The sequence below is a fragment of the Kribbella aluminosa genome (assembly GCF_017876295.1).
GTDB classification, from domain to species: domain Bacteria; phylum Actinomycetota; class Actinomycetes; order Propionibacteriales; family Kribbellaceae; genus Kribbella; species Kribbella aluminosa.
In genome coordinates this window covers 1,320,110-1,337,427 of sequence record NZ_JAGINT010000001.1, presented here as the reverse complement: position 1 = coordinate 1,337,427, position 17,318 = coordinate 1,320,110, and the positions used below count along the sequence as shown (strand labels likewise).

The following is a 17,318-nucleotide window of genomic DNA, read 5'->3' as shown; positions in this document are numbered from 1 at the left end:
TGGCTACAACGATACTCATTTGGTGGCCTCCCTCTGTACCGGAGTGATCGCGGGTTGGTGCCCGGGTGTTACCGCCCGTTCTCCTGCTCGATGATGTGCGTCAGTGCTGCGATCGCAGTCTCGATGAGCTGCCCGATGTCGTCGAGGTCCTCGCGAGGGCTGGCTTGTTGGGTCGCCACCAGCACAGGTCTCGCAAAATTTGTCGGTCGCACTCGGTAGCGTCGTGGTTGCTAGCTCGACGCTCAGAGGGGTGACCTCAAATTGCAAGGTTCTACGGTCTTACTGGTTCTGCTCTTCCTGGTGGTCGGGCTGTTGCTGGGTGCTGTGTTCGGGGTGTTGTGGGTGCGGGGGCGGGACGGCGCGCAGCTGGCGCGGATCACGGCTGAGCGGGATGCGGCCGAGGATCGGGTGGTCGAGTTGACGCAGGAGCGGACGTCGGTCGGGCAGCAACTGGGCGGGCAGGCGGTCGTGAAGGAGGCGCTCGATCGGCTGCATGCGCAGCTGAATCAGCTCGAGCAGGGGCGGGCCGCGTGGCAGAGCCAGCTGCATCAGCAGGTCAACGAGGTGCGGATGAGCGGCGAGGCGTTGCGGCGTGAGACGGCGTCGCTGTCGACAGCGTTACGGAAGCCGCAGGTCCGCGGGCGGTGGGGCGAGCTGCATCTGCGCCGTACGGTCGAGCTCGCGGGGATGGTCGCGCACTGCGACTTCACCGAGCAGACGACCACCTCCGGCGAGGACGGCGTACTGCGGCCGGATCTCGTGGTGCGACTTGCCGAGGGCAAGAATCTGGTCGTCGACTCGAAGGTGCCGCTGGCCGCGTTCCTGGACGCGTGCGAGTCCGACGACGCCGCGTTCCGCGAGGACCGGCTGCGGGCGCACGCGCGGCACCTGCGGACCCACGTCGATCAGCTGGCAGCGAAGGCGTACTGGACTCGGTTGTCACCGTCGCCGGAGTTCGTCATCCTGTTCGTGCCGGGCGAGTCGTTCCTGTCGGCGGCCCTCGACGTCGAGCCGTCCCTGCTGGAGTACGCCGCCGAGCGACGGGTGATCCTGGCGACGCCGACCACGCTGATCGCGACCCTACGTGCGGCGGCCTATGCCTGGAACCAGTCTGCGCTGACCGAGTCGGCACAGCAGGTGTTCGAGCTCGGCCGCGAGCTGTACGAACGCCTCGGCACGATGGGCGAGCACCTCGGACGGGTCGGGCGATCGCTGACGTCCGCGGTCGAGGCGTACAACGGGACCGTAGGGTCGTTCGAGCGGCGGGTGTTCATCACCGCCCGGAAGCTCCGCGACCTACACGTCACCGAATCCGAACTGACCGCAATGGAGTCGATCGAGGCCTCCGTCCGCCCCCTCACCGCCCCCGAGTTCCTGGCCCTCGACGAGCCCCCCACCACCCACCGCTGGCCTCCCTCCCAAACAGGCTGACCACCGCCCGCAGCTCGAGCCTCGCTCAACCCGGAGCGAGCCTCAGCCCGGCTCGCTCCATCCGGGTGCGGGGCTGGCGAGTTCGGAGCGGGCTGGTGGATTCACCTGAGCGGACTGGGGTACCACGTGCTGACGATGTTCCGGACGGGGATTGTCCGGGACTGGGGATAGCGTGGTTCGTATGGATACGACACCGCTGGTGGGGCCGCCGGTTGCTGGGAGTGAGGTTGCGACGTTGGTGGGGGCGCTCGAGCGCAATCGTCGGACGTTTGCGTGGAAGTGTGGCGGGTTGGACTCAGCCGGGCTGAACAAGCTGCACCCGCCCTCGACGGTCACGCTTGGCGGGTTGCTCAAGCACCTGGCGCTGGTCGAGGACGAGTACTTCACCAGGCGCCTACTCGGGAAGGAGCTCGGCGCACCGTGGGACAGCGCCGACTGGGATGCCGACCCGGACTGGGAGTGGCACAGCGCGGCCGGCGACTCCCCCGAGGAACTGATGGGCCTGTGGGAGGCGTCCGTCGAGCGTTCCCGCGCCGCGGTCGTGGAGGTTCTCGCGACCGGCGGAGTCGACCAGCTGGCGAACTGGCAGGGCCGCAACGGCGACTCCCCCAGCCTGCGGTACATCCTCGTCGACCTGATCGAGGAGTACGCCCGCCACACCGGCCACGCGGACCTGATCCGCGAGTCGATCGACGGCCTCACCGGCGAGGGCCTCCCCGAACAGCCACCCACCGAGTAGCTGCGCGTCGGGCAGTTGTCCACTGACGTCCCTCGAGTAGCCGCTTTCCGGGTAGCCGGTCTCCGGGTGGGCGCCCGCCAGTTGGCCGCGCGCCGAGGAGGGCACCCTGCGTAGGCGCTCATCGAGTTGCCCGCCGCCGAGCAGCAGCGGCGACCGGGACTCGTTCCAGCTGATGCGTGTCCGGAGCGGCGGGTGGGCTCGGCTGGATCGATCGCCACGTGACCCGGGCCGTCGAGCCTGCGTCCGGGGCGTGCAGCGGACCGCCAGGCCATCACAATTGACGGCTGCCGCGGTGTCCGAGCGCGTCGCCGGTTGCCGCTCGGGGATTGTGATGGGCTGGCGATCCGCCCGCCGGTGTCGGAAAGCCGACAGTAACGAACGGTTGACAGTCGGTGTCCTTCTCGCGAAACGATGAGAGCGCTCTCTCAGGCGGACGTGAGGAGAAACTGATGCGCTTCAGACTGCGAATGCTGGGTGTCGTCGCGGCCGCGGTCGCGGTGGCCGGCGTACTGTCGGCGACCCCGGACCGGCATGCCGACGCGGCCGTTCCGGCGACCATCCCGCTGACGATCACCAACAACTCAGGGCGTGGGGACGCCGTGTACATCTACAACCTCGGCACCAACCTGGCGACCGGACAGCAGGGCTGGGCCGACGCCTCCGGCACCTTCCACGCCTGGCCGGCCGGCGGCGATCCGCCGACCCCGGCGCCGGACGCCTCGATCGCGGGTCCGGCCAACGGTCAGTCGGTGACGATCCAGATGCCGAAGTTCTCCGGTCGCGTGTACTTCTCGTACGGGCAGAAGCTCGTCTTCAAGCTGACCACCGGCGGCCTCGTCCAGCCCGCCGTACAGAACCCGTCCGACCCGAACCGGAACGTCCTGTTCAACTGGTCCGAGTACACGCTCAACGACGGCGGCCTGTGGATCAACAGCACCCAGGTCGACATGTTCTCGGCGCCGTACGCCGTCAGCGTGAACTCCAGCACCACCGGACATCTCAGGTCCGGCGGGTACAACGCCGTCTACAACACGCTCCGCAACACCGCCGGCGGCTGGGGCGGCCTGATCCAGACGGCCCCCGACGGTTCGGTACTCCGCGCGCTCTCCCCGCTGTACGGCGTCGAGACCGGCGCACTGCCCGCGAGCGCGATGGACGACTACATCAACCGGGTGTGGTCGAAGTACAGCTCGGAGACCCTGACCGTGACGCCGTTCGGGGACCAGCCGAACACCAAGTACTTCGGCAAGGTGTCCGGCAACGTCATGAACTTCACCAACAGCGCGGGCGCCGTCGTCACGTCGTTCCAGAAGCCGGACTCGGCCAGCGTGTTCGGCTGCGTCAAGTTGCTCGACGCACCGAACGACCAGGTCCGCGGCCCGATCTCGCGCACGCTGTGCGCCGGGTACAACCGCTCCACCCTGCTGACGAACCCGAACCAGCCGGACCCGAACGACGCCAGCTTCTACCAGGACGCGATCACGAACCAGTACTCGAAGACCATCCACGCGCAGATGGCGGACGGCCGGGCGTACGGGTTCGCGTTCGACGACGTCGGCAACCACGAGGCGCTCGTGCACGACGGCAACCCGCAGCAGGCGGCGCTGATCCTCGATCCGTTGAGCTGAGGGTTGACTCCTCGCTCCGTTAGTGGCAACTTACCGTTCGTGGAGACTTACGGATCGCTGGAGGCAGTCGGGCCGGTGCTGGACGCACTCGGCGACCCGACGCGGCGGGTGATCCTCGAGACCCTGCGTACCGGCGGGCCGTGCTCGGTCGGCGTACTGGCCGAGCGCGTGCCCGTCAGCAGGCCGGCGATCTCGCAGCACCTGAAGGTGCTCGGCGCAGTCGGCCTGGTCCAGCACGAGTCGCGCGGGACGCGGAACATCTACCGCGTCCACCAGGCGGGGCTCGACGAGCTGCGCAGCTGGCTCGACGAGTTCTGGGGCGACACGCTGCAGGCGTACGCAGACCACGTGCGGCGGACCGAGGAGGAACGGAAATGACTGTGGAACAAGACATCTCACCCTTGGTGAAGACCGTCACGGTGCCGGTCGGTGTCGACCGCGCCTTCGAGGCGTTCACCGCCGAAACGTCCCAGTGGTGGCCGCTGTTCAGCCACTCGGTCGGCGAGCAGGCGGCCAACGAGGTACGGCTGGAAGGCTCCGTCGGCGGACGCATCGTCGAGTACGGCGCCGCGGGCGAGCTCGCGACCTGGGGCATCTTGTCGGAGTGGGACCCGCCGACGTCGCTCAGCTTCAGCTGGCACCCGGGGCAGGATCCCGCGGAGGCCGGACAGGTGACCGTCACGTTCACCGCGACCGGCGACGGCACTGAGGTGACGCTCGTGCACGCCGGATGGGAGCGGCGCGGCGACGGCGGCCGAGCCCGGCTCGGATACGACACCGGCTGGGACTACGTCCTGGGCAAGTACGTCGAGTTCAGCCGATAGTAGGTGGATGGCGAACCCTCCCGTCGACGCCCGCGCCCTGGAAGCTTCGCTGCGGCCGCACGGCGAATCGGTCATGCTGCCGCGGGCGGCGTACGTCGATCCGGAGGTGCTCGCGTGGGAACGCCGGCACTTCTTCGCCGGGACGTGGACGTGTCTCGGCCGCGTCGACGAGCTCGCGGGCGGTACGACGTACCGTGAGGTGACCGTCGGCGACATCGCGACGATGCTGACGTTCGGCGATCGACCGCGGGCTTTCGCCAACGTATGCAGGCATCGCGGGCACGAACTGCTGCAGCGCGATGAGGCCGGCGATCGACGGGCCGTGGTGTGCCCGTACAACGGGTGGTCGTACGAGCTCGACGGGTCGGTGAGGAACGCGCCGCGGATGGGCGATTCGTTCGACATCACGCCGTACGGGCTGGTCGAGCTGCCGGCCGAGGTGTGGCACGGGTGGCTGTTCGTGAACGCGACCGGTACGGCGGCGGCGTTCGAGGATCACGTCGGCGGACTCACCGAGCTGGTCGCGCCGCGGGCGCCGGGGCTGACCACGATCGAGTGCTCGTGGTACTTCCGGGCTGAGACGACGGATCCGTCGTACGCCGTGGAGTTCTGGGACATCACGAACCGCGAGGACTGGGCGGCCTGCGAGTCGGTGCAGCGCGGAGCCGAGTCGCCGCACTTCCGGCCCGGGCCGCTGGCACCCGCGGAGGACGCCGTCTACCAATGGGTGACGATGCTGGCCCGCGGGTACCTCGGAAAGGACCTCAGTAGCCCAGCGTAAAACGTTTTCTGTTGTGGGCCGGCTTCTCGGCTTCGTCGACCAGCGCGACCGCGTAGTCCTCGGCGGAGATGTGGTCGCCGATCGGCTCGTCGCCGCCGAGCCGGAAGCTGCCGGTGCGCTCGCCGGGAGCGATCACCAATGCGGGCGAGAGCATCGTCCAGTTCACGTCGTCGCCGGTCGCGCGGAGGTTCTCGAGCGCCTGGGAGAGGGTCAGCGACTCGTTCTTGTACTCGGCCGGGAAGTCCGGGCCGTCGACCACCCGGTTGCCGTCGATCACCAGGCTGCCGGCGCCGCCGACGACGAACAACCGGGTCGCCGTACCGCGCACCGCGGCGATCAGGTTGTCGATGGCGTCCAGGTACTCCTGGTGGTCCCCGCCGGTCCGGCTCGGGCCGATCGCCGCGACCAGTACGTCCGCGCCGGCCGCGAGCTCCTTCGCCGCCGCGGCGTCGTTCGCGCTCGCCTGCACAGCGCGCACGCCGGCCGGAAGTTCGCCGCCCGAGCGCGTCACGCCGGTCACCTCGTGACCGCGGCTCACCGCTTCGGCCGCCACCCGGCTGCCGACCATCCCGCTCGCCCCGAACACCGCGATCTTCATCCCTGCTCCTCGTTTCTATCGGTCTGACCTTGACAGTATCCATTGGTAACTGGCTACTTCAACGTGCTATAAGTACCTTGTGGTAACCAAAGGAAACGTCTTCGACCCGAACTGCCCGACCCGGCTCATCCTGGACCGGCTCGGCGACAAGTGGACGGTCCTCGTCGTACTGCGCCTGCGCACCGGCCCGCAACGCTTCACCGAGCTCCGCGACGGAATCGGCCAGGTGGCACCCAAGGTACTCACCCAGACCCTGCGCCGGATGGAACGCGACGGCCTGCTCACCCGCGAGGTCTTCCCCGAGATCCCACCCCGCGTCGTCTACACCCTCACCCCGATGGGCGCCTCCCTCGTCGACCCCATCAGCGTCCTCACCAACTGGGCCGAGACCCACATGCCCGCCATCACCCGGTCACAGGAGCGGTACGACGCCGTCGTCTGAGCCGGTTCGCCATGCAGGCAGAACTGCCTCGAACAGGCCGATTGTGGTCCGCGCGGGGAGGTTTTGCCTGCATGCAGGTCCACTCGCCGGCCACGGGCCTGAACATCACAACCCTCGCTCGGTCGGATCACAGGTCAACCTTTCGGGACCGTTCGCTCATCACACTCCTGGTCGGATACAAGCTGGGGGTTGGGATGGATCCAGGACGGGATCGGGAGTTCGCGGACTTCGTGGACGGGCGGTTCACGGCGTTGCAGCGGTTCGGGTACTTGCTGACGGGTGAGTGGCATCTTGCCGAGGATCTGGTGCAGACCTCGCTGACCAAGGTGTGGTTCCACCGCAACTCGTTGCGCAGTGCGAACGCGCTGGAGAGCTACACCCGCACGGTGATGGTGAACACCAGCACCCAGTGGTGGCGCCGGAAGTGGAAGGGCGAGACACCGACGGAGCATCTGCCCGAGACGGAGACGCAGTCGGAGTACGGCGTCGTCGACGACCGGGACCTGTTGCTCAGGGCCCTCGCCACGCTCCCCCGCCGGACCCGCGCGACGCTGGTACTGCGGTACTTCGAGGATCTGCCCGAGGCCGATATCGCCGACATCATGGGCTGTTCGCTCGGCACCGTGAAGAGCAACGTGTCCCGCGGGCTCGCGAAGCTCCGCGAACATCACCTCGTAGCCGCCGTCTCCGTCCAGAAGGAGGCCTGAGCCATGACCGATGAACTGAAGGACCGGTTCACCCAGCTGGTCGCGGATCCGCCGCCGCCGAGCGCGCTCCCGAGCGAGGCGGTGTTCGCCCGCGTCCGGAAGGTACGGCGTCGTCGTACGGCAGGCGTGATGACCCTGGCCGCCGCCTGCGTGCTGGCAATCGCCCTTGCCCTGGGCAACGTCACGAACATCGGCGGCGCCCCGCCGATCACCAACACCCCGGGTGCACCCCAGACGGCGATCACCGGTCCCCCAACCGCAACCCCGAAGCCGCCACCGCCGATCAAGGTCGTGCTGAAACCGACCGTCAAGGGCCGTACGGTCGAGATGACGGTCGCGCTGTCCGGGAAGGCGTTCGTCCCGACAGGGATTCCCGAGGGCACGCTGCTGCCGGACCACTCGTTCATGAACCTGTCGAGCGGAACCGTCTACTCCTACAGCGACGGTTACCAAAGCGGCTCCGACGGCGGGTCGATCAGCTGCACCACCAAGAAGCTCAAGGTCGGGTCGGAGACGTACGTGATCCCGGACCCGCACACCTTCAAGAAGCCGGGGACCTACAAGTTCACGTACACGATCCAGTACTGCGGCACGAAGGGCTGGTTCCCCACGACCGCGACCACCCGTCTGGAGATCAAATAGTCCAGGCGTGATCGGAGGTGCCGGTGGAGGGGAGGCCCGCCGCCTTCAGGTCTGTGCGGAGGTCTCGGGGAAGGGCGAAGGTGAGGCTCTCCTCGGCGGTTGTGACCTCTTGTACGTCGGCGTAGCCGCGTTCGGCGAGCCAGCGCAGTACGTCGCGGACCAGGACCTCGGGAACGCTGGCGCCGCTGCTGACGCCGACCGCGTCGACGCCTTCGAGCCAGGCCTCGTCGATCTCGTCGGCGAAGTCCACCAGGTAGCCGTCCTTGGCGCCGTGCTCGATCGCGACCTCGACGAGGCGGACCGAGTTCGACGAGTTGCGGGAGCCGACGACCAGCATCAGGTCGGCCTCGGGGGCGAGCTTCTTGACCGCGGCCTGCCGGTTCTGGGTGGCGTAGCAGATGTCGTCGCTCGGCGGGTCCTGCAGGTGCGGGAAGCGCTCGCGCAGCCGGCGTACCGTCTCCATCGTCTCGTCGACAGACAGCGTGGTCTGCGACAGCCAGACGACCTTCTCGGGGTCGCGGACGGTGACGTTCGGTACGTCGTCCGGCCCGTCGACGAGCGTCACATGCTCCGGGGCCTCGCCGCTGGTGCCGATGACCTCCTCGTGGCCCTCGTGGCCGATCAGCAGGATGTCGTGGTCGGTCGCGGCGAACCGCTTGGCCTCGTGGTGCACCTTGGTGACCAGCGGGCAGGTGGCGTCGATCGTCTTCAACTGCCGCGCGGCCGCCTCCTCGTGCACCACCGGGGCGACACCGTGTGCGGAGAAGATCACCGTCGCGCCCTCGGGCACCTCGGAGGTCTCGTCGACGAAGATCGCGCCGCGCTTCTGCAGCGTCTGTACGACGTACTTGTTGTGCACGATCTCCTTGCGGACGTACACCGGCGGCCCGTACAGGTCGAGCGCCTTCTCCACCGCGACGACGGCCCGGTCCACACCCGCGCAGTATCCACGCGGGGCCGCCAGCAGCACCCGCTTGGTCTTCGTCACGGTCGGAGCACCGGTCTCGTCAGGCTGGGAAGTCACGGCCCCATCGTACGGGCCCGGGCTCAACGCCTCCGGATCCGTACCACGTGCGAAACCGCCGGCGCCAGCGTGTAGAACGCGACCGCCACGGCGGCATCACCGAACGAAGTGAGCCCCGGCGTCGGCGTACCCGTCCCCGGCTTTGTGAGCAGCATCACGACGATCAGCGCCGAGGGTACGTCGAGGAGCCGTCCGCCCTGTCCGGACGGCTCCCCCGCGGGAGGTGTTTCCAGGTCTCAAGAATGCCCGGGAAAACCCTTGTCCGCAAAGGATTTACGGCCCCAGGCCCGGAGCGTGGCGAAGTGCCGAGCTCTCAGTCCGGTACGAGCGTCGACAGGCCGGATGAGCCGCCCCGGAAAGCGTTCCCTCTCGGATTCCCCGACCTCGTCGTAGACCGGCTGGTTGCCCAGACCAGGCCGAAGGGGTCCGTGAGCGCGTTCAGCTCCGGGCCGTGCTGCGTGCCAGGTCTTCGTGCCTCGGTGATCTTGTGCCGCCGGTAGCCGGGCGGTACGCCGACGGCCGTGTGCGGGTTGAGCGGGCCGTCGAAGTCCAGCAGGAGGAGTGGGCGCATTACTCAACGTTAGGGATTGTCGGTGCAGGGTCGTAGGGTCTGGGGGTGGCTTTGGAGACGTCGCCGGAAGCGCCTGCGGCCGTTCGCACGATCGCGAACGGGATTGCGAGCTGGATCAACCAGCTCGGCTCCGTGTGGGTCGAGGGGCAGCTGACGGACGTCTCGATCGGACGCGGTACGACGACCGTGTTCGGCACGCTGCGGGACACCGACGCGGACATCTCGTTGCGGTTCACCTGCAACCGGCGGGTGTTCGAGACCGTCGACGTCCGGGACGGCTCCCGGGTCCTCGTGCACGCCAAGCCGAACTTCTTCGCCCGCCGCGGCACGCTCGCGCTCGCGGTCAGCGAGATCCGGCACGTCGGTATCGGTGAGCTGCTGGCGCGGATCGAGCGGCTGAAGCAACTGCTCGGCGCCGAGGGCCTGTTCGAGCCGTACCGGAAGAAGCGCCTGCCGTTCCTGCCGCACACGATCGGCCTGATCTGCGGGCGCGACTCCGCGGCCGAGCGCGACGTACTGGAGAACGCGAAGCGTCGCTGGCCGGCGGTCGCGTTCCGGATCGAGTACGCGTCGGTGCAGGGTCCGTCGGCGGCCGCCGAGGTGATGACCGCGCTGCGGAAGCTGGACGCGGACGACGCGGTCGAGGTGATCGTGATCGCCCGCGGCGGCGGGTCGCTGGAGGATCTGCTGCCGTTCTCCGACGAGGGGCTGATCCGGGCGGTTTCCAAGACGGGTACGCCGGTCGTGAGCGCGATCGGCCACGAGCCGGACACGCCGCTGCTCGACCTGGTCGCGGACCTGCGCGCGTCCACGCCGACGGATGCGGCGAAGCGGATCGTGCCCGACGTACGCGAGGAACTGGACGGCGTCCGGCTGCTCCGCGAGCGCGGGCTGCGGGCGGTGCGGTCCTGGCTGGATCGCGAGGCGCATGCGCTGGCGGCGATCCGTTCGCGGCCCGCTCTTGCAGCGCCGGTCAGCGACCTGCAGCGGCGGTCCGACGAGATCGCGGCGCTGGTCGAGCGCAATCGCCGGACGCTCACGCATCGGCTGGACCGGGCGAGTGACGACCTCGCGCACCGGTTGGCGAGCGTCCGGGCGTTGTCACCGAAGGCGACGCTCGAGCGCGGGTACTCCGTGCTGCAACTGTCCGACGGTACGGCCGTCCGGGAGATGGCGCAGGTGGCGCCCGGGGACCTGCTGCAGGCGCGGGTCACCGACGGCCGCTTCGCGGTGGAAGTCAAGTCCGAGGAGAAGAAGTGAGCGGCGACCGACCCGAGATCACCTACGAGCAGGCCCGCGAGGAGCTCGTCGACGTGGTCCGCAAACTCGAAGCCGGCGGCACCACGCTCGAGGAGTCGCTGGCGTTGTGGGAACGCGGCGAGGAACTCGCCACCACCTGCCAACGCTGGCTCGACGGCGCCCGCGAACGCCTCACCAAGGCCCAGGCCGCCCACGAGGAAAAGCCGAACTGATCACCCGGGCGGCGAACCCAGAGGATCTGCCCGGCGCCGCCGAGGTCCGGGTCGCCAGCTGGCGGGCCGCCGGATGTACCAATGTGCAGCTTTGGGTGCTTGAGGCGAACATGCGTGCGCGGACGTTCTATCTGCGCTACGGCTTCTCCGAAACCTCCGGCCGGATGTACTCCTCACTCGGGAAGCTCCCGGAAATCAGGCTGATCGCGCCGCTGATGTGAAGGTTCCGCAAGCCCGGCCGGTACGTCCGGCGGTGACCTGAGCCACCTGACGGGCCTGCGCTTCGTGCGAATGCTGCGGACCCAGTGGCAGGCGGTTTCCGAGTTTCCGAAAACGCTTGCGGTCGCCGAGCTGGCCGCGGAACCACTGCAGGCACGGAAGTACCACTGGTCGTTCGACAAGGCGTACGAGAAACGCCGCCCGACGCTGGACGACGCTCTGGCCTGGACCGAGCGTCTGGCCGGTGACGTCGTGACGGTCAAGGCAAGTTCAAGCGCTGAGCAGGTTCTTGGCGACGGCTTTCAGGCCGGTCTTCATCCGGTCGAGCTCGTATCCCTGGCTCCGCAGGGCGTTGTGCAGATCGGCGGCCAGCGGCGCCAGCAGTACGTGGGCCAGGTAGTCCGCGTCGAGGTCCGGGCGGGCCGACTCAATCAGGTGCGACAGATGGCGGTGCCAGAGGTGGTACGACCCGATCCGGTAGCGCGCGCCGTCCGAGGCGTTCTCGCTGTCCATGAACAGCTCGACGTGCCGGTCCAGCAGGTCGAGGTACGCATCGAGGAACGCCATCACCCTGAGGACCGGTGAGGCGCCCGGGCCGAGCGGCGGCGGGCCGGTGAGCAGCTTCGCCTGGAGTTCCTGCTCGCGCTCGTCGAGAAGTGCGACCGCGAGACCCGCGCGATCGCCGAACCGGCGGAACACGGTTCCCTTCCCGACCCCCGCCTCGGCGGCGATCGCGTCGAGCGAGACGTTCTTCACCCCGTGCTCGGTGAACAGCCGGTCGGCCGCCTCCAGCACCCGCAGGCGATTGCGCCGGGCGTCGGCTCGCTCCGGGCGCGGTGTGCCAACCACCGGCAACTCGCGTTGTGAAGCGGACTTCGGTCCGGTACGGTCGTTCATGAGACGGACTGTAGTCCGCTCATGGCGTAGGAGGAAGCACATGACGGGAGTGGTGGCAGTCTGATGGCCTGGATCGTGTTGCTCGCGGCGGCGGTGTTCGAGATCGCGTTCGCGCTCAGCCTGAAGCCGAGCGAAGGGTTCAGCCGGCTGTGGCCGACCCTCGGGGTGCTGGTGTTCGGCGTGATCTCGGTCGCCCTGCTGGCGAAAACGCTGGACCGGCTGCCGGTCGGTACGGCGTACGCGATCTGGACCGGCATCGGCTCGGTCGGCGTGGTCACGCTCGGCATCATCCTGTTCGACGAGCCGGTCACCCCCGCACGCCTGGCCTGCATCGCACTGATCGTCACCGGCGTCGTCGGCCTCCGCCTGGCAGGCGCCGACTAAGACGCGGGCGAGCCCGTCGCTGGAGTTGGGCTGAGGGCGGTGCGGCCCTCGCGGCTGGAGTTGGACTAGGGTGCGGCCCTCGCGGCTGGGGTTGGGCTAGGGGGCGGTGCGGCGTCGGCGGCGGGCGTAGGCGCTGGGGCGGGCGGAGTGCAGTTCCTCGGGCGGGCCTGGGGTGCCGGACAGCAGTTGGTGGTACGTCGACCAGGTGGTCGCGCGCGGCGGGATGTTGCCGATGGCATCGACTCTGGTGACCGGGTGGTTGCCGTCCTGGATCGGGTTCCACAGGTCGGGGTCGCTGCGCAGCTCGCGGAGTTCGCCGAACAGTTCGCGGCCGAACCAGCACGGGAAGCTCTCGCCGTCGTCGTACCGGCAGACGCCGATCGGCGTGGCCACCTCCGCCACCAGCGACCAGACGGCGGCCGACGTGATCCCGGGCTGATCCCCGAGCAGTACGACGATCCCGTCGGCGCGGCGGTCGACCGCGTCCAGCGCCGGCACGATCGACGAGCTGCCGGTGTCGGCGTGCGGCGACTCGACCACCCGGACGCCGTCCAGGTCGATCCGGTCGCGGATCTGCCCGGACGCGCTGCCCAGCGTCACCACCAGCTGGTCGAACCCGCACTCCCGCGCACCGTCCAGCGCCGCGCCGAACAACGTCCCGCCGCGATAGGCCAGCAACTGCCAGGGCGCACCGAGATGTGGTGCGGCGTCAGCGCCCAGGAGCAGCCCCGTGATGAACATCGGCGGGTCAACTCCCCCACCGTGACGGCATGGGCATCCGAGACTCTTTTCGCTGTCCCCGAGCGTACAAGCCGAGTTTTGATGGAACCGCCTGCCGCACTCAGGTGTCAACGGCCGTCCGGAACGTGGGCGCAAACGCCCACCAAATGGTCAATACCGGGCAGTAGGGCGAGGAGAGACCGGCACTCCATCTCTCAGTGCAGAGCGGTGACGAACGTTGTCAGTGCAGAGCGGTGACGAACGTTGCCAGGGCCGGGTAGCCGGCGTTTCCGGTGACGATCGTGGTTACGCCGGAACCCACCAGGACCAAGGCGTTCTCGTTTTTCCGGTCGAGCAGGACCTTGCGTTGCCAGGTCGCTCCGGCCACCGTCGCGGTGCCGTCGTCGGCGGTGCGGCCGAGCCTGTCGGCGAGGAACTTCCCGGTCGCCATGGTCGACTGCTCGAGGCCGACGTACAGCAACTTGTCGGTCACGGTCCCCAGGTGCCAGGTGATCGGCTCCTGCTGCGGGGCGTGGAACTCCACACTGGTCGCGGTCCAGCCGGACGGCATCGGCTCCGGTCCGCGGACCCACGGCGCGGCCTTGCGGGCGTCCTGCAGCTGGGCGGTGTACTCGACCGCCTTCACCTGCTCGTGTTTCGGCCGCCAGGTGACGATGATCAGGAACGCGACCACGGCCAGGCAGATCACCATCGCGAACACCATGTTGCCGACGGTCTGCGACTTCGCCTTGTCCCGCCGGTACGCCTGCCGGTACTCGTTCGCCTCCGCCAGGGACTGCGCCTTCTCCCGAGCCTTTTCCTGGGCCTTCTCCTGGGCCGCGGCCTCGCCGGAAGCGTCCTGACCTGTGGAACTCATGCCCACAGTGTCTCGCGAGGCGCAATCCGCCCGAACACCGCCCAGGACGTGTCCGGCGATCCCGCGCCGTAGCGAGCAGGCGCCGTACCGAGTGCCGCGCAGTAGGCGGGGGATCGCCGGACGCGGCCTCGAGGACGTTGGCTACGATCCGTGGACATGAGCGAGCGCAGCGAGCGAACAACCAGCAGAGCCGACCTTGTCGGTCAGGCCGGAGCCGAGCGCAGCGAGGCAGCGGCGTGACCGACCCGACGACGCCACCGGCCCATCTGGAGGTCGAAGCGCATGCGCCCGACCGGAACCTCGCCCTCGAACTGGTCCGGGTCACCGAGGCCGCAGCGATGGCGGCCGGGCGCTGGGTCGGCCGCGGCGACAAGAACGGCGCCGACGGCGCGGCGGTGAACGCGATGCGGACGCTGATCGGCACCGTCGGGATGAACGGCGTGGTGGTGATCGGCGAGGGCGAGAAGGACAACGCCCCGATGCTGTTCAACGGCGAGCAGGTCGGCGCCGGCGAGGGCCCGGAGTGTGACGTCGCGGTGGACCCGGTCGACGGTACGACGCTGGTCGCCAAGGGCATGAACAACGGCATCGCCGTGATGGCGGTCGCGCCGCGGAACTCGATGTACGACCCGTCGGCGGTCTTCTACATGGAGAAGCTGGTGGTCGGCCCGGAGGCGGCCGGGGTGGTCGACATCCGCCTGCCGGTCGCGGAGAACATCCGCCGGGTGGCGAAGGCGAAGGGCTCGTCGGTCGACGACGTCACCGTCGTACTGCTCGACCGGCCGCGGCACGACGCACTGGCCACCCAGATCCGGGCCACCGGCGCGCGGATCAAGTTCATCTCCGACGGCGACGTGGCCGGCGCGGTCGAGGCGGCCCGGCCGGACACCGGGCTGGACATGCTGCTCGGCATCGGCGGTACGCCGGAGGGCATCATCGCGGCCTGCGCGATGAAGTGCCTCGGCGGGAAGATCCAGGGCAAGCTCTGGCCGCGCGACGCCGCCGAGCGGCAGAAGGCGCTCGACGCCGGGCACGACCTGGACCGGGTGCTCGACACCGACGACCTGGTCAGCGGCGACGACTGCTTCTTCGTCGCGACCGGCATCACCGACGGCGAGCTGCTCCGCGGCGTCCGGTACGGCCGCTCGACGGCCCGCACGCACTCGCTCGTGATGCGCTCCCGCAGCGGCACGATCCGCTCGATCGAGAGCGTCCACCAACTGGAGAAGCTCCGCGCGTACTCCGCGATCGACTTCGAGCACGCCCGATGAGCGCGCCTGTCCTCGTCATCGGCGAGGCTCTCGTGGACATCGTCGGTACGGCGCCGAAGGCGGCCCGCAACGGCAACGGGAAGACCACTGCGACGCCCGGCGGGTCGCCCGCCAACGTGGCGGTCGGGTTGGCCCGGCTTGGGGTGCCGACCGAGTTGGTGACCCGGTTCGGGACGGACGGGTACGGGGACCAGCTCGGCGCGCACCTGTTCGGGAACGGCGTGCAACTCGCGCCGGGGTCCGTCGACCCGAACTTCCGGACCAGTACGGCGACGGCGACGCTGGACGCGGCGGGCGTCGCGACGTACCAGTTCGACATCACCTGGGAGCCGCCGGCACTGTCGCTGTCCCGCGGCTGCCCGGCCGTGCACACCGGGTCGATCGCGACCGTGCTCGAGCCCGGAGCGGCGGCGATCCGGGCGTTCCTGGAGTCGGTCGCGGAGCAGCCGGTGACCGTGACGCTCGACCCCAACGCGCGGCCGAGCATCACCCCGGACCCGGTCTCGACATGGGCCGTCGTACGGCGGCTGGCCGCGTTGAGCGACCTGGTGAAGCTGAGCGACGAGGACTGCGAGTTCCTGCGTCCGGGGATCGAGCCGGCCGACATCGCCGCGGAGCTGCTGACCGCGGAGCGGACGCAGTGCGTGGTGATCACCCGCGGCGGCAAGGGCGCGCTCGGGGTCAGCCGGGACGCACAGGTGGACGTGACCGCGCCGGCGATCCAGGTCGTCGACACGGTCGGCGCCGGCGACTCGTTCATGGCCGCGCTGATCGCGGGCCTGGAGAAGCGCGGGCTGCTCGGCGAGCGGCGACTGGCCGGGCTGACGCCGGAGGATCTGCACGACGTCGTTGACCACGCCGTACGGGCGGCCGCGATCACCTGCACGCGGCACGGCGCCGACCCGCCGACCGCGGCCGAGTACACGGCGACCTGGGGTTCCTGACGGTGTCCGTCGAGGCGTGGTCCGCCGAGCTGGAGTCCAAGGGCAGCGTGGACTTCCCGCCGCGCCGCAGCCGGTTGTGGGTGCGGCTGGTCGGGTTCGGCCTGCTGATGGTGCTGTCGGCGTGGACGAACGTCGACCACCTGCGCGCGGACGGCGTGTCCGGCGCCCTCGGCGTACTGCGGCTGACCGCGCTCGCGGCGTTCGTCTACGGGACGACGCTGACCGCGTGGCAGCTGGTCACGAACCGCCCGGTCGTCACGGTGAACGCCGAGGGCATCACCCGCGGCCGGAGCCTGCCCTGGTCAGGCATCACCGGCATCGACGAACCGGCCGGCCTGCCGCTCGCACGGGCGATCCAGGTACGCCCGGCGAACCGGCGTACCCGTCCGATCTCGATCTCGCAGGACAACGTCGAGGACCTGGACGCGCTCACGCCCTGGCTGCGCGCGCTGCACGAGCAGCACCTAGGACATTGAGCTCCGTACGGCGCTGAGGTGCTCGCGGGCGCGGGCCGCCGCGAGCTCGGGATCCTTCACGCGGATCGCCTCCGCGATCGCCTCGTGCGCCGCCTGGTCGTGCCGGTGCCGGTGCTCGTCGTCGAGCTTGAGCATGTCGATCATCGCCCGCCGGATCCGCGGTACGAACGTGTCGAACAGCTCGGTCAGTACGGCGTTGTGCGCCGCCGTCACCACAGCCCGGTGGAACGCGAGGTCGGCCTCGATGTACCAGTCGTCGGGGGCGTTCGCCGCCGCCCGCTTGCGGTCCGCGAGCGTGTAGCGGAAGTTCTTCAGGTCCCCCGGCGTACGGCGGGCCGCGGCCAGCCGGGCACCTTCGGTCTCGATCGCCAGCCGGCCCTCGAGTACGTCGGTGATGTCCGCCTTCCGCAGGACCTTGTCCCAGTCCTCGGCGGCCTGCAGCGCGATCACGAACACGCCCGCGCCCTGCCGGCTCTCCAGCACCCGGCGACCGGCCAGCTCGCGGACGGCCTCCCGGATCGTCGACCGGCCGACGCCCAGTTGCGCGGCCAGCGTGGTCTCGCCCGGGAGCTTGGCGCCGAGCGCCCATTCCCCGCTGCCGATCCGGCGCAGCAGCTCCTCGGCGGCCTGCTCGGCGAGCGGGTGTCGGCGAATCATGCGGGTCAGTCTAA

General features: G+C 69.4%; 24 protein-coding genes. 16 read left to right on the top strand and 8 right to left on the bottom strand.

From position 1 onward, the window contains the following. Positions 1–300: 300 nt before the first annotated feature. The 6 genes from JOF29_RS06670 to JOF29_RS06645 all read left to right on the top strand — a co-directional run bounded on the left by JOF29_RS06670 (position 301) and on the right by JOF29_RS06645 (position 5,403). The gene (locus tag JOF29_RS06670) at positions 301–1,431 is read left to right on the top strand and encodes a DNA recombination protein RmuC (protein ID WP_307863177.1); all 1,131 of its coding nucleotides are present in this window, start codon (positions 301–303) and stop codon (positions 1,429–1,431) included. Positions 1,432–1,612: 181 nt separating this feature from the next. Next, a complete protein-coding gene (locus JOF29_RS06665; RefSeq protein WP_209693350.1) occupies positions 1,613–2,170 on the top strand; it encodes a DinB family protein in 558 nt (185 codons plus the stop codon). A 449-nt stretch (positions 2,171–2,619) separates the two neighbouring features. After that, positions 2,620–3,798 (top strand): glycoside hydrolase family 64 protein, encoded by a 1,179-nt coding sequence (locus tag JOF29_RS06660; RefSeq protein WP_209693349.1) that lies wholly within the window; start codon positions 2,620–2,622, stop codon positions 3,796–3,798. Between the two features lie 39 nt (positions 3,799–3,837). Further along, the gene (locus tag JOF29_RS06655; RefSeq protein WP_209693348.1) at positions 3,838–4,176 is read left to right on the top strand and encodes an ArsR/SmtB family transcription factor; all 339 of its coding nucleotides are present in this window, start codon (positions 3,838–3,840) and stop codon (positions 4,174–4,176) included. Further along, positions 4,173–4,622, top strand: a complete 450-nt coding sequence (locus JOF29_RS06650; protein WP_209693347.1) for an SRPBCC domain-containing protein — start codon at positions 4,173–4,175, stop codon at positions 4,620–4,622. The genes JOF29_RS06655 and JOF29_RS06650 overlap by 4 nt, the downstream gene beginning before the upstream one ends. Positions 4,623–4,629: 7 nt before the next feature. Next, on the top strand, positions 4,630–5,403 hold the full coding sequence (locus JOF29_RS06645) for an aromatic ring-hydroxylating oxygenase subunit alpha (RefSeq protein ID WP_209693346.1): 774 nt from the start codon (positions 4,630–4,632) through the stop codon (positions 5,401–5,403). Here the strand turns inward: JOF29_RS06645 and JOF29_RS06640 are convergent. Beyond that, positions 5,387–6,001 carry an NAD(P)-dependent oxidoreductase gene (locus tag JOF29_RS06640; protein WP_209693345.1) on the bottom strand — a complete coding sequence of 205 codons (615 nt, stop codon included), beginning with the start codon at positions 5,999–6,001 and terminating at the stop codon, positions 5,387–5,389. The genes JOF29_RS06645 and JOF29_RS06640 overlap by 17 nt on opposite strands. Before the next feature lie 79 nt (positions 6,002–6,080). Between JOF29_RS06640 and JOF29_RS06635 the strand changes: the two genes are divergently transcribed. The 3 genes from JOF29_RS06635 to JOF29_RS06625 all read left to right on the top strand — a co-directional run bounded on the left by JOF29_RS06635 (position 6,081) and on the right by JOF29_RS06625 (position 7,792). Then, entirely contained in the window at positions 6,081–6,443 is a 363-nt protein-coding gene (locus JOF29_RS06635; protein WP_307863176.1) for a winged helix-turn-helix transcriptional regulator, read from the top strand. A 194-nt stretch (positions 6,444–6,637) separates the two neighbouring features. Further along, the gene (locus JOF29_RS06630; protein WP_209693344.1) at positions 6,638–7,150 is read left to right on the top strand and encodes a SigE family RNA polymerase sigma factor; all 513 of its coding nucleotides are present in this window, start codon (positions 6,638–6,640) and stop codon (positions 7,148–7,150) included. Between the two features lie 3 nt (positions 7,151–7,153). Next, positions 7,154–7,792, top strand: coding sequence for a hypothetical protein (locus JOF29_RS06625; RefSeq protein WP_209693343.1), 639 nt, complete (start codon positions 7,154–7,156; stop codon positions 7,790–7,792). Here JOF29_RS06625 and JOF29_RS06620 read toward each other — a convergent pair. The 3 genes from JOF29_RS06620 to JOF29_RS06615 form a co-directional block, all read right to left on the bottom strand. Then, a complete protein-coding gene (locus tag JOF29_RS06620; RefSeq protein ID WP_209693342.1) occupies positions 7,785–8,816 on the bottom strand; it encodes a 4-hydroxy-3-methylbut-2-enyl diphosphate reductase in 1,032 nt (343 codons plus the stop codon). The two genes, JOF29_RS06625 and JOF29_RS06620, sit on opposite strands and share 8 nt — an antisense overlap. 23 nt (positions 8,817–8,839) lie before the next feature. Continuing rightward, positions 8,840–8,974, bottom strand: a complete 135-nt coding sequence (locus tag JOF29_RS44350) for a hypothetical protein (RefSeq protein ID WP_281067215.1) — start codon at positions 8,972–8,974, stop codon at positions 8,840–8,842. A gap of 155 nt (positions 8,975–9,129) precedes the next feature. Continuing rightward, positions 9,130–9,387: a hypothetical protein gene (locus JOF29_RS06615; protein ID WP_209693341.1), complete on the bottom strand. Its 258-nt coding sequence runs from the start codon at positions 9,385–9,387 to the stop codon at positions 9,130–9,132. Between the two features lie 45 nt (positions 9,388–9,432). Between JOF29_RS06615 and xseA the strand changes: the two genes are divergently transcribed. The 3 genes from xseA to JOF29_RS44345 all read left to right on the top strand — a co-directional run bounded on the left by xseA (position 9,433) and on the right by JOF29_RS44345 (position 11,080). Then, on the top strand, positions 9,433–10,647 hold the full coding sequence (xseA, locus tag JOF29_RS06610; RefSeq protein WP_209693340.1) for an exodeoxyribonuclease VII large subunit: 1,215 nt from the start codon (positions 9,433–9,435) through the stop codon (positions 10,645–10,647). After that, positions 10,644–10,859 carry an exodeoxyribonuclease VII small subunit gene (locus JOF29_RS06605; protein WP_209693339.1) on the top strand — a complete coding sequence of 72 codons (216 nt, stop codon included), beginning with the start codon at positions 10,644–10,646 and terminating at the stop codon, positions 10,857–10,859. The genes xseA and JOF29_RS06605 overlap by 4 nt, the downstream gene beginning before the upstream one ends. 95 nt (positions 10,860–10,954) lie before the next feature. After that, complete coding sequence (locus JOF29_RS44345) at positions 10,955–11,080, top strand: hypothetical protein (RefSeq protein ID WP_281067214.1); 126 nt, start codon at positions 10,955–10,957, stop codon at positions 11,078–11,080. Between the two features lie 268 nt (positions 11,081–11,348). Here JOF29_RS44345 and JOF29_RS06600 read toward each other — a convergent pair whose 3' ends face one another. Further along, positions 11,349–11,975, bottom strand: coding sequence for a TetR/AcrR family transcriptional regulator (locus tag JOF29_RS06600; RefSeq protein ID WP_209693338.1), 627 nt, complete (start codon positions 11,973–11,975; stop codon positions 11,349–11,351). A 63-nt stretch (positions 11,976–12,038) separates the two neighbouring features. Here JOF29_RS06600 and JOF29_RS06595 point away from each other — a divergent pair, with 63 nt between their 5' ends. Then, on the top strand, positions 12,039–12,359 hold the full coding sequence (locus JOF29_RS06595) for a DMT family transporter (protein ID WP_209693337.1): 321 nt from the start codon (positions 12,039–12,041) through the stop codon (positions 12,357–12,359). Positions 12,360–12,455: 96 nt separating this feature from the next. Here JOF29_RS06595 and JOF29_RS06590 read toward each other — a convergent pair whose 3' ends face one another. Together JOF29_RS06590 and JOF29_RS06585 are read right to left on the bottom strand one after the other, a co-directional pair. Continuing rightward, complete coding sequence (locus tag JOF29_RS06590) at positions 12,456–13,100, bottom strand: nucleotidyltransferase family protein (protein ID WP_209693336.1); 645 nt, start codon at positions 13,098–13,100, stop codon at positions 12,456–12,458. Positions 13,101–13,320: 220 nt separating this feature from the next. Then, complete coding sequence (locus JOF29_RS06585; protein ID WP_209693335.1) at positions 13,321–13,956, bottom strand: DUF4245 domain-containing protein; 636 nt, start codon at positions 13,954–13,956, stop codon at positions 13,321–13,323. 236 nt (positions 13,957–14,192) lie between these two features. Between JOF29_RS06585 and glpX the strand changes: the two genes are divergently transcribed. Genes glpX through JOF29_RS06570 form a run of 3 tightly spaced genes read left to right on the top strand, consistent with a single transcriptional unit; the run spans position 14,193 to position 16,647 of the window. Then, positions 14,193–15,227 (top strand): class II fructose-bisphosphatase, encoded by a 1,035-nt coding sequence (glpX, locus tag JOF29_RS06580; protein ID WP_209693334.1) that lies wholly within the window; start codon positions 14,193–14,195, stop codon positions 15,225–15,227. Next, the gene (locus JOF29_RS06575) at positions 15,224–16,171 is read left to right on the top strand and encodes a carbohydrate kinase family protein (RefSeq protein WP_209693333.1); all 948 of its coding nucleotides are present in this window, start codon (positions 15,224–15,226) and stop codon (positions 16,169–16,171) included. The genes glpX and JOF29_RS06575 overlap by 4 nt, the downstream gene beginning before the upstream one ends. 2 nt (positions 16,172–16,173) lie before the next feature. Next, positions 16,174–16,647 carry a PH domain-containing protein gene (locus tag JOF29_RS06570; protein ID WP_209693332.1) on the top strand — a complete coding sequence of 158 codons (474 nt, stop codon included), beginning with the start codon at positions 16,174–16,176 and terminating at the stop codon, positions 16,645–16,647. On the opposite strand, the gene JOF29_RS06565 is transcribed toward JOF29_RS06570, so the two are convergent. Continuing rightward, positions 16,636–17,304 (bottom strand): FadR/GntR family transcriptional regulator, encoded by a 669-nt coding sequence (locus JOF29_RS06565; protein ID WP_245357471.1) that lies wholly within the window; start codon positions 17,302–17,304, stop codon positions 16,636–16,638. The genes JOF29_RS06570 and JOF29_RS06565 overlap by 12 nt on opposite strands. Positions 17,305–17,318 lie beyond the last annotated feature (14 nt).

Excerpts from the sequence above, each read along its gene's own strand:
- JOF29_RS06665 (WP_209693350.1), top strand. The coding sequence starts at position 1,613 with ATGGATACGACACCGCTGGTGGGGCCGCCGGTTGCTGGGAGTGAGGTT.
- JOF29_RS06660 (WP_209693349.1), top strand. The coding sequence starts at position 2,620 with ATGCGCTTCAGACTGCGAATGCTGGGTGTCGTCGCGGCCGCGGTCGCG.
- JOF29_RS06650 (WP_209693347.1), top strand. The coding sequence starts at position 4,173 with ATGACTGTGGAACAAGACATCTCACCCTTGGTGAAGACCGTCACGGTG.
- JOF29_RS06645 (WP_209693346.1), top strand. The coding sequence starts at position 4,630 with ATGGCGAACCCTCCCGTCGACGCCCGCGCCCTGGAAGCTTCGCTGCGG.
- JOF29_RS06640 (WP_209693345.1), bottom strand. The coding sequence starts at position 6,001 with ATGAAGATCGCGGTGTTCGGGGCGAGCGGGATGGTCGGCAGCCGGGTG.
- JOF29_RS06630 (WP_209693344.1), top strand. The coding sequence starts at position 6,638 with ATGGATCCAGGACGGGATCGGGAGTTCGCGGACTTCGTGGACGGGCGG.
- JOF29_RS06625 (WP_209693343.1), top strand. The coding sequence starts at position 7,154 with ATGACCGATGAACTGAAGGACCGGTTCACCCAGCTGGTCGCGGATCCG.
- JOF29_RS06615 (WP_209693341.1), bottom strand. The coding sequence starts at position 9,387 with ATGCGCCCACTCCTCCTGCTGGACTTCGACGGCCCGCTCAACCCGCAC.
- JOF29_RS06600 (WP_209693338.1), bottom strand. The coding sequence starts at position 11,975 with ATGAACGACCGTACCGGACCGAAGTCCGCTTCACAACGCGAGTTGCCG.
- JOF29_RS06595 (WP_209693337.1), top strand. The coding sequence starts at position 12,039 with ATGGCCTGGATCGTGTTGCTCGCGGCGGCGGTGTTCGAGATCGCGTTC.
- JOF29_RS06590 (WP_209693336.1), bottom strand. The coding sequence starts at position 13,100 with ATGTTCATCACGGGGCTGCTCCTGGGCGCTGACGCCGCACCACATCTC.
- JOF29_RS06585 (WP_209693335.1), bottom strand. The coding sequence starts at position 13,956 with ATGAGTTCCACAGGTCAGGACGCTTCCGGCGAGGCCGCGGCCCAGGAG.
- JOF29_RS06575 (WP_209693333.1), top strand. The coding sequence starts at position 15,224 with ATGAGCGCGCCTGTCCTCGTCATCGGCGAGGCTCTCGTGGACATCGTC.
- JOF29_RS06565 (WP_245357471.1), bottom strand. The coding sequence starts at position 17,304 with ATGATTCGCCGACACCCGCTCGCCGAGCAGGCCGCCGAGGAGCTGCTG.